The following is a 9,481-nucleotide window of genomic DNA, read 5'->3' as shown; positions in this document are numbered from 1 at the left end:
CTCGAAGTCATGGGCTGGGCCCTGGAGTCGGTGCTCGCCGTCACGGGCATCTTCGTCGTCGCGGTCGTCTTCCGCCGCGGACGCAGCGAGAACGTCCTCGACAACCGCGTCGACCGCGCCGTCGTCAACTGGCTGCCCACCGCCTCCCTCGTACTGCTCGCCCTGTCGATGCTGTATGCCTCGTGGTCGCGGCCCGGCTGGCACTCCCGCGGCACCCTCCCGGGCGACACCGCCTTCCGTGTCATCACCCTGGCCCAGGGAGCCCTCGTGGTCGCGCTCGCGATCGCCGCGCACGTCCTGTACCGCCGTGTCCGGCACGCGCGTACCGCCATGTACGGACTGGGCGGCCCGGCCGTCGCCCTGCTCGCCTGTGCACTGGGGGGCGTCATGACCGGCGGAGTCGCCCAGAGCGTCGCCGACTGGCTGGACGGCCCCGGCACCCCCGGCACGGGGCAGGGACCGATCACCGGTCCCCCGGTGCTGCTCAGCTGGCAGTCGTCCGTCATCCCCGTCCTGCTGCTCCTGCTGCTCGTCCCGCTCGCGGTCCTCGGCGTACGGACCTGGCGCGCCGCGCGGTTCCTCGGCCGCCGGGTCGAGGAGGACTATCCGCAGGAGCGGCCCGACAGCGTCCGTACCCGCCGGATCGCCGGCACCCGGGCGCGGGCTGCGCTGACCGACGCGGCTCCCACCGTCATCGGCATCATCTGCACGGCGACCCTGCTGCTCGGCGCGGGCGCGGTCGCCGGTGCCTGGGTGAGCGGCGAGGTGCCGGCCGAAGCCTTCGACCGGGCCCACCCGGCCGTGGAGGCCGCGGCGGACGTCGCCCAGACCCTCGGCTCCTGGCTGATCGGGCTCGGCTTCCTGCTCTTCGTCACCTGGGGCCGGCGCGCGTACCGGGACGCCTCGGCCCGCCGCACGATCGGCATCCTCTGGGACGTCGGTACGTTCTGGCCGCGCGCCGCCCACCCGTTCGCCCCGCCCTGCTATGCCGAGCGGGCCGTCCCCGACCTCACCTGGCGGATGGCGTCCTGGACCGCCGGCACCGGCGGACGGCTCGTCATCTCCGGTCACTCGCAGGGCAGTGTGCTGGCGGCCGCAGCTGTCTGGCAGCTTCCCGTCGCCACCCGCCGCCGGGTCGCCCTGCTGACGTACGGATCACCGCTGGAGCGGCTCTACGGCCGCTGGTTCCCCGCCTACTTCGGGCCCGTCCCGCTGCGCGCACTTCACCAGGAGCTGCACTGCTGGCGCAATCTGTGGCGGCACACCGACCCGATCGGCGGTCCGGTGGGGCTCCCCGCCGAGGCCGGGAAGCCCCAGGTGGACCGGGACGCGCTCAAGGACCCCGTGGTGTACGGGCGTACGGACACGCATCCGCTGCCGGAGCCGATCCTCGGACACTCCGAATACCAGGCCGATCCGGCCTTCGCACAGGAGCGGGAGGAACTGCTCGACCGGCTGCCGCCTCCGCTGCCCCGCCAGCGGTCCGAAGCCGTCCGGACTCAGGGCAGTTCGGGCAGATCCTCCGGATAGAGCAGCGTCAGGTCGTCCGTGCTCGCCTCGGCGAGCACGGCGACCCGGCTCGCGTGCCGCTCCACCATCGACTCGAACGTCTGGCGCGCGGTCCGGCCGTTGCCGAACGCGGGCCCCTTGGGCAGCGCCGTGAAGTACTTCCGCAGCGCCTCGGCCGTCCCCTCGCCCAGCCGGTACTCGTGCTCCTCGGCCTGTTGCTCCACGATCCGCAACAGCTCGTCCGGCACGTAGTCGCTGAAGGTGATGGTCCGTGAGAAACGGGACGCCACACCGGGATTGACGGACAGGAACCGCTCCATCTCCGCCGTGTAACCGGCGACGATCACCACCACCGCGTCCCGGTGGTCCTCCATCAGCTTCACCAGGGTGTCGATGGCCTCGCGGCCGAAGTCCCGCCCCGAGTCCTCGGGGGAGAGGGCATACGCCTCGTCGATGAACAGCACCCCGCCGCGCGCCCGGTCGAACGCCTCCTGCGTACGGATGGCGGTGGAGCCGATGTGCTCGCCGACCAGGTCCACCCGGGAGACCTCGACGAGGTGCCCGCGCTCCAGCACCCCCAGCGAGGCCAGGATCTCGCCGTACAGCCGGGCCACCGTCGTCTTGCCCGTGCCGGGGGAGCCGGTGAAGACCAGATGGCGGCGGACCGACGCCGCCTTGAGGCCCGCCTCCTGGCGCCGTCTGCCGACCTCGATCATGTTGGTGAGCGTACGGACCTCGCGCTTGACGCTCTCCAGGCCCACCAGCCCGTCCAGTTCACCGAGGACCGCGTCCGAGGTCCGTGCGGGGGGCACCGCGGGGCCGGCCAAGGCGGCGGGCTCGCCGGCGCGCTGCCCGGGGATCATGCCGAGGAGCCCGGGCGACTGCGTGGCAGTGACCACCGCCGGGGTCTGCGCGGGCACGGCACGCACAGCGCTCTCGTCGCTCGTGCACTCCTCCACGACGGTGCCGTCCCCGGGGAACTCGTAACCGCCGCGAGCGCATCGCTCGGTGCGGCAGCGCGTCAGCGTCGTACGGCAGCCGTCCATCACATGGAAGCCGTAGCCGCCGCTGCCCGTGACCCGGCAGCCGTGGAACGTGCCGCGGCCCTCGGCCGACACGTAGAAGCCGGCCTCCGCGGGCGATGTCACCGTGCACCGCTCGATCGTCGGGTCGGCGCCCTTGGTCACGATGACACCCGTCTGCACCCCGTCGACGGTGCAGTTGTTGAGCGTGCCCCCGCTGCCGTGGTCGCGGAACCAGGCGCCCGTGGACGCCTCCCGGATACGGCAGTCGTCGAGCTGGGCGGTGGCGCCGTCGCTGACCGACACCGCCGTGTTGCGCACCTGGGACAGGTCGCTGTCGACCACGTCGGCGCGCGAACCGCGGTCGAGGACGAACAGGGCGTCCGGGACGTCGTGCACCCGGCAGGAGTCGAGAACGGCGGTCGCGCCGTCGCTGACCCAGACCGCCGGGTAGTCACCTGTGCTGTCGTGGATCTCGCACTGGTTGGCGTCCACGCGGGTGCCCGGATCCCACACCGACAGACCGTTGCGGCCGAACCGCCGCACGGTCGAGCGGGTGAGCGTGAGCACCGAACGGGACCGCAGATCCACCGCGTTCTCGGGAACGTCGTGGATGTCGCAGTCGGAGAGGGTGAGCACCGCGTCCGTGTCGAGCGTGATGCCGTCCGAGGAGGTGCGGTGCACCTGCGAGTCCGTCAGATGCGCCGTCGCGCGCGAGGCGATCTGCACACCCGTGCCCTTGATCTCGTACACCTCGCAGCCGAGCGCCTCCAGCGCACTGGCCTCGCCGGTGACGCTCAGCCCGGAGCCCGAGGCATGGTGCACCCGGCAGCGCTCGAGACGCGGATGCGCCCCGCCACGCACCGAAACCCCGGCCTGTCCCGCCGCGACGACCTCGCACTCCTCGAACACGCCGCCCGCGCCGTCCAGTACGGCGATGCCCACCCCGGCCGGATTGTCGACGGTGCAGCGCCGCACGGTCGGGCGGGCCGCACCGCGCACCTCGATTCCCGCGGCCGAGCGGGTCACGATCCGGAGATCCATGAGCTCCGGTGTGCCGTCCTCGACGAGCAGCGCGGGCGCCGCCGCGTCCTGCCCCTCGACATGCAGGTCCTGCACCGTCGCCGCGGCGCGGACCGTCAGCGGCACGCCCTCGGTCGGGGCGATCCGCACCGAGCCGACCGAGCCCTCGGGTCCGCGCAGGGTCACCGCGCGCTGCACCACGAGGTTCTCCCGGTAGGTCCCGGGCGCGACGGTGAGGATGTCACCGTCGCCTGCGGCCTCCAGGGCTGCGGCGAGGGAGGCGTACTCGCCTGTGCGGCGCCGCCACCGCGATGTGCCGGTGTGCGTCACCTGGACCGTGCCCTGTGCCATGGTGCTGCTCTGCCCCCACCTCGTGCGTCGTTTGCGTGCTGTGCTGCGTGCTCTGCCGGTGATGTGCACAGCGGTGTGCCGGCCGGGAGCGATGCCCGCCGCCCCCGCGGGACGGGGTCGCACCACCGTAGCGCGCGCGGCGATCGGGAGTTGACCGGTCAGCTGACCGTGCCCGTGAGGCCCCAGTCGGGACCGGCCTTTGCCCACGCACGGTCGAGCTGCGCGTACCGCCGGTGCATCAGCCGCCGTACGACCAGCCGTCTGGTTCCTTCGACGAGCCCCGCGGCCACGGCGGCCGACCCGAGGCCCGCGATCACGGCGTGCGCCCGCGCGGTGTCCCGGTTCATGGGACGGCTGACGGCCTGCCCGCGGTCGTCCGTCCAGACCAGGAAGGTGTCCCCGGGATCGGAGGCGCGCGGGGTGGTGGCGACCGTACCGCTGTGCCGGCTGCCGTCGGCGCTCGTCCACTCGGCGACCACCATCCGGCGTATCCGGTGCTCCATGGCCGCCTCCGGGTCGGCGGCGGAGCGCTGCGACGGCGTCGCGGCCCGCACCACACGGGCCGTCGTGGTGTGTCTCTCCTCGTGCTGGACGCGCACGGACCGCTCGAGGGCGCCGTCGGTCAGGCTGCCGCAGACCCAGCCGGTGGCCGGCACTCCAAGGGCCAGCAGCAGCACGGTGGCCAGCGCCACCCACGCCTCGACCAGATCGGTTGTGCGGCGCACGGGGTTGTGCCGCCAGCGCCAGAGTCCCGCCATCGCTCGCACCGTCCCGCACCCCCTTCTGCGTCCGTCTTAGCCCCGTACGCAACGGCGTACGCGCGGATGGAACGAAGAGAGAGCCATCTCACCCGTGCTCGGCCCGTGCCATTGTCCCAACGCGCGCGCCGACGCCCCGGGTTCCCGCCGGACGGGTGATCCCTCAGCCGAGGACGCGGACCGGATCCCCGACGCGGACGGTGCCCGTGTGCTCGGGCACCACGTTCTGTCCGAAGACCAGCTGGTCCCCGAAGCGGCGGTGCCGCGCGAGGGTGCGCAGCGGCTCCTTGCCGCGCTCCGCGGTCGTCTGGTCGGTGGTGGTGATGACACAGCGGCCGCACGGCTTGGCCACCCGGAAGGTCACCTCGCCGACGGCGATGCGCTTCCACTCGTCCTCGGCCCAGGGCGCCGTGCCGTCCACGACGAGATTGGGCCTGAAGCGGTTCATCGGCAGTGGACCCTCGTCGGCGTGGTCCCCCTGGGCGATGAGTGAGTTGAGCGCGTCGAGCGAGGCGACGGACGTGACGAGCAGGGGAAAGCCGTCGGCGAAGGACACGGTCTCGCCCGGCAGCGCGTACCGGGGATCGACAGGACGCCGGTACGCCGGATCGTCGAGATGCATCAGCCGGACCGGTGCGCCCAGGTACGCGCTGAACCATGCGTCGGAGGCGGCGCCGGCGGGCACCGCCTCCAGCTTCTCCCCGAAGAGCTCCACCGCGGTCGTGCCCACCGGCCCGGGCACCGCGACGCTCAGCGGCGCCTGCCCGGGTGCGGACAGCCGGATGCCGGCGTCCGGCAGCGATGTGGCGGCTGCCAACGCCAGCCGCGGCTGCTGGCGTTGCGTGACGGCTCTGCCAGCGGCGTCGACCAGCATCCACCGCCGGTCCCCGGCGAGCCCCCACGGTTCCACGACGGCCTCATCGACCGCGTAGCCCGCGACCGATTTGACCGGATGGATATGGACGGAACGGAGCAGTGGAGTGGACATACAGCCATCCTGCCAGCCGCTCCGGACCTCCCGTCCGGTCACCTGAGGGATGACCCGTCGGACAGCCGGCGGGTCACCTCCCGGTCAGTACCCGCCGCCCTGGTAGGGGCGGTTGTACGGATCGTCGTACGGCGCCTGGGCGGGCACCGGGCGCGGCGCCGCGGGGCGCATCGCCTCGTACCCGGTCGCGACCGGGCGGGGCATGGGCTGCGGCTGGGCGCCCGGGTAGCCGCGCGGGCCGGCCGGCTGCTGGGGGATGTACGGCGCGGGCGCGTGCTGCAGCGGAACGGGCTGCTGCATCGGCTGCGGGTATCCGTACGAAGGCGTGGGGTGCGAAGGGGCCGCCGGGAGGGCGGGCAGGGCCGCGGGCAACGCCGGCAGATAGCTGTGGCCGGTGTCGTACACGGAAGGCACTCGGATCGGTGCGATCTGAGGCGTGCCCCGCTCAGCGACGAGGGAGTCGTAGATCGGGGTGTCGGGGAAAGACGGCGCGGAGTAGTAACCGCCACCGTAGGTGGAGCGGGGGGAGGTCATGGCACATAAGTTAAGCCCACGATGTGCTGGTTGGGGAGCCCGATAAGAGGGTTGTTTGACGTGTAACGAGTGAACACGTATCCCCAATGCGAGCGAACCTGGGAAAAACGGTCGCCGCGAGTCGTCTAGATCCTGTAAAGGGCAAGCTGAGGAGGGGTTACCCACGGGTCGCCCGGGGTGTTCCGGCGGTGCTCGGGCTAGGTTGGCGGCACACAGAACACGGGGTACGAGGACCCGCGATGGGGGCGAGGATGTCCATGCTCAAAGGAGCCAATGTTCCGGTACCCGCGCTGAACGTCCATGTCGAACTGGGCTGGCGTTCCGGAAACGGGGTGCCGGACGTCGACGCGTCGGCGCTGCTGCTCGACTCGGGATCGGGAAAGGTCCGCTCCGACGCGGACTTCGTCTTCTACAACCAGCCCGAGCACGCCTCGGGCGCGGTCCGTCACCAGGGCAAGCGCGCCACCGGCGACGGGACGGCCGACCACCTCGTGGTCGATCTCGGGCGCGTCGAGCCCGCCATCGAGCGGATCGTGCTGGCCGCCTCGGCGGACGGCGGAAGCTTCGGACAGGTGCCGGGACTGTACGTACGGGTCCTGGACGCCGCCGCGGGCACGGAGATCGCGCGCTACGAAAGCCAGGACGCGACGGTCGAGACGGCCTTCATCCTCGGCGAGCTCTACCGGCGTCAGGGAGCGTGGAAGTTCCGCGCCGTGGGACAGGGATACGGAACCGGACTCCAGGGCCTCGCGACCGATTTCGGCATCACCGTCGACGAGCCCCAGCACGCCGCGCCCCCGGCACCGGCGGCACCGGTCGTCACCCCGGTGCCCATGACACCGGCGCCCGCGGCGCCGCCCGCACCGGCGAACGCTCCCGTGCGCCTCACCAAGGTCACGCTCACCAAGGAGTCGCCGACCGTCTCGCTCAGCAAGCAGGGCGGCACCTCCGGCGCCATGCGCGTCAATCTCAACTGGGAGGTGCGCAAGCAGTTCAAGGGGTGGGGCGCCAAGCTCGGCCGGGCCGTCGCCATGCACAGCGACCTCGACCTCGACCTGTGCGCCCTCTACGAACTCACCGACGGCCGCAAGGGCGTCGTCCAGGCCCTCGGCAACGCCTACGGCTCGCTGCACCAGCCCCCGTACATCCATCTCGACGGCGACGACCGCACCGGGGCCTCGGCCTCCGGCGAGAACCTCACCATCAACCTCGACCACAAGGACAAGCTCCGCCGCGTCGTCATCTTCGTCACCGTTTACGAAGGCGCCCGCAGCTTCGCCGACCTGCACGCCACCGTCACCCTCCAGCCGCAGCACGGCGCGCCGGTCGACTTCTCCCTCGACGACTGCACCGTGCCCTCCACCGTCTGTGCCCTCGCCCTCCTCACCAATGTGGGCGGCGACCTCGTGGTGCAGCGGGAGGCGCGCTACCTCGTACCCGAACGAGGCGTGAGCCCCCAGCGCACCATCGATTACGCCTATGGATGGGGAATGAACTGGACACCCGGCAGGAAGTGACCTACGGCCGTCGTCAGCGTTCGGGTGCGGCTTCGGGACGGGCGTACGTACGCCCCTTCCAGGCCGCGCCCCGCCCCCGGTAGTGCTGCACCGCCGAATCGACCGTCATCAGCAGATAGAGGAGCGCAATGAACGGCAGTACCGGAGCGAGCCACAGCGTCTGCCGGTAGTAGCGCAGCATCGGGATGTACGTGCCGGCCATCACCGCCCACGCCAGGAACCCCGCCCAGCCGGCCACCCCGTCCCGGGAGGTGTCCGCGCCGCACAGTACGGAGAACACGGCGACGGGCGGCGCGAGGTAGACGACCGAGAGCCCCGCCACCGTCCCGGCGAGCAGCAGCGGATTGTGCCGCAGCTGGGCATACGCGCTCCGGGACACCATCCGCCACAGATCCGCGAGCCGGGGATACGGACGGATGCTGTCCACCCGCTCGGCCAGCCCCAGCCAGACCCGCCCGCCGGCCCTCCGCACCGCCCGTGCCACCGCCACGTCGTCGATCACCGCCTGGCGCACCGACTCCGGGATGCCCGCCCGCTCGGCCGTGTCCGTACGCAGCAGCACACAACCGCCCGCAGCGGCCGTCGCCCTCGCACGCTCCTTGTTGATCCAGCGGAACGGGTAGAGCTGCGCGAAGAAGTAGACGAAGGCGGGTACCAACAGCTGCTCCCAGCCCGTGGCCACCCGCAGCCGGGCCATCTGCGAGACCAGGTCGAGGCTGTTCGTCTTCGCAGCCGCGACCAGTTCGGACAGGCTGTCCGGCTCATGCGCGATATCGGCGTCGGTGAGCAGCAGATACTCGGGGCGGCGCGTGCGGGCGAGCGCGATGCCGTGCCGCAGCGCCCACAGCTTGCCCGTCCAGCCCGCTTCCGGTTCGCCCGGTGAGGCCACGGTCAGCGGCAGCCCTTCGTACTGCTCCGCCAGCTTGCGGGCCAGTTCGCCCGTACCGTCCGTGCTGCCGTCGTCGACGAGGATCACCTCGGCCTCGCCCGGATACGACTGCCGCAGCAACGACGGCAGGCTCTCCGGCAGCACACCGGCCTCGTCCCTGGCCGGTACGACGATCACGACGGACGGCCAGGTCCCCGGTGCCGTACGCCGCGGCAGCCGCTGATCCGTACGCCAGAAGAAGCCCTGCCCCAGCAGCAGCCACAGCCAGGCGGCCAGGGATCCCACGGCGATCCACGCAATGGTGCTCATTCGCCGCAGTGTGCCCCACTACGCGGGGACCGCAAGGGCCGTCGGCTAGGGTAACCGGGTGAAGATCGCGCTCATGGACTCCGGAATCGGCCTCCTCGCGGCGGCCGCCGCGGTGCGCCGGCTGCGGCCGGACGCCGATCTGGTCCTCTCCTCCGACCCCGACGGGATGCCGTGGGGCCCGCGTACCCCCGACGACGTCACCGAGCACGCGCTCGCCGTGGCCCGGGCAGCGGCCGCACACCGCCCCGACGCCCTGATCGTCGCCTGCAACACCGCCTCCGTGCACGCCCTGCCGGCGCTGCGCGCGGAGCTGGAGCCGGGCCTCCCCGTCATCGGTACCGTCCCCGCGATCAAGCCCGCGGCGGCGGCCGGCGGGCGGGTCGCCATCTGGGCCACCCCCGCCACCACCGGACGCGCCTACCAGCGCGCGCTCATCCGGGACTTCGCCAACGGCGCCGACGTCACCGAGGTGCCGTGCCCCGGACTCGCCGACGCCGTGGAACAGGCAGACGAGGCCGCCATCGCCCGTGCCGTCGAGGCAGCGGCCGCACTCACTCCGATGGACGTACGCGCCCTCGTCC

7 protein-coding genes and 1 pseudogene are annotated in these 9,481 nt (G+C 72.2%); 3 read left to right on the top strand and 5 right to left on the bottom strand.

Going from position 1 to position 9,481, the window contains the following annotated elements:
* Positions 1 to 1,530: pseudogene (locus tag ACWGI8_RS32210) on the top strand (hypothetical protein); the annotation flags it as partial.
* On the opposite strand, the gene ACWGI8_RS32205 reads toward ACWGI8_RS32210, so the two are convergent.
* The 4 genes from ACWGI8_RS32205 to ACWGI8_RS32190 all read right to left on the bottom strand — a co-directional run bounded on the left by ACWGI8_RS32205 (position 1,500) and on the right by ACWGI8_RS32190 (position 6,185).
* Entirely contained in the window at positions 1,500 to 3,905 is a 2,406-nt protein-coding gene (locus ACWGI8_RS32205; RefSeq protein WP_453666316.1) for a right-handed parallel beta-helix repeat-containing protein, read from the bottom strand. The pseudogene ACWGI8_RS32210 and the gene ACWGI8_RS32205 sit on opposite strands and share 31 nt — an antisense overlap.
* Positions 3,906 to 4,063: 158 nt before the next feature.
* The gene (locus ACWGI8_RS32200; RefSeq protein WP_453666315.1) at positions 4,064 to 4,663 is read right to left on the bottom strand and encodes an Rv1733c family protein; all 600 of its coding nucleotides are present in this window, start codon (positions 4,661 to 4,663) and stop codon (positions 4,064 to 4,066) included.
* Positions 4,664 to 4,826: 163 nt separating this feature from the next.
* Complete coding sequence (locus tag ACWGI8_RS32195) at positions 4,827 to 5,651, bottom strand: MOSC domain-containing protein (protein WP_453666313.1); 825 nt, start codon at positions 5,649 to 5,651, stop codon at positions 4,827 to 4,829.
* Positions 5,652 to 5,735: 84 nt separating this feature from the next.
* The gene (locus ACWGI8_RS32190) at positions 5,736 to 6,185 is read right to left on the bottom strand and encodes a DUF6643 family protein (RefSeq protein WP_453666311.1); all 450 of its coding nucleotides are present in this window, start codon (positions 6,183 to 6,185) and stop codon (positions 5,736 to 5,738) included.
* Positions 6,186 to 6,436: 251 nt separating this feature from the next.
* Between ACWGI8_RS32190 and ACWGI8_RS32185 the strand changes: the two genes are divergently transcribed.
* Positions 6,437 to 7,702, top strand: a complete 1,266-nt coding sequence (locus ACWGI8_RS32185) for a TerD family protein (protein WP_453666310.1) — start codon at positions 6,437 to 6,439, stop codon at positions 7,700 to 7,702.
* Between the two features lie 13 nt (positions 7,703 to 7,715).
* Here the strand turns inward: ACWGI8_RS32185 and ACWGI8_RS32180 are convergent, their stop codons facing one another.
* On the bottom strand, positions 7,716 to 8,900 hold the full coding sequence (locus tag ACWGI8_RS32180; protein WP_453666309.1) for a glycosyltransferase: 1,185 nt from the start codon (positions 8,898 to 8,900) through the stop codon (positions 7,716 to 7,718).
* A 58-nt stretch (positions 8,901 to 8,958) separates the two neighbouring features.
* Here ACWGI8_RS32180 and ACWGI8_RS32175 point away from each other — a divergent pair.
* Positions 8,959 to 9,481, top strand: a 523-nt coding sequence (locus ACWGI8_RS32175; RefSeq protein WP_453666307.1) for a glutamate racemase, incomplete at its 3' end; no start/stop codon positions are given.

The sequence above is a fragment of the Streptomyces sp. NPDC054841 genome, assembly GCF_053611045.1.
Note: the sequence above shows the minus strand (reverse complement) of the source record. Positions and strands in the feature narration are given on the sequence as shown.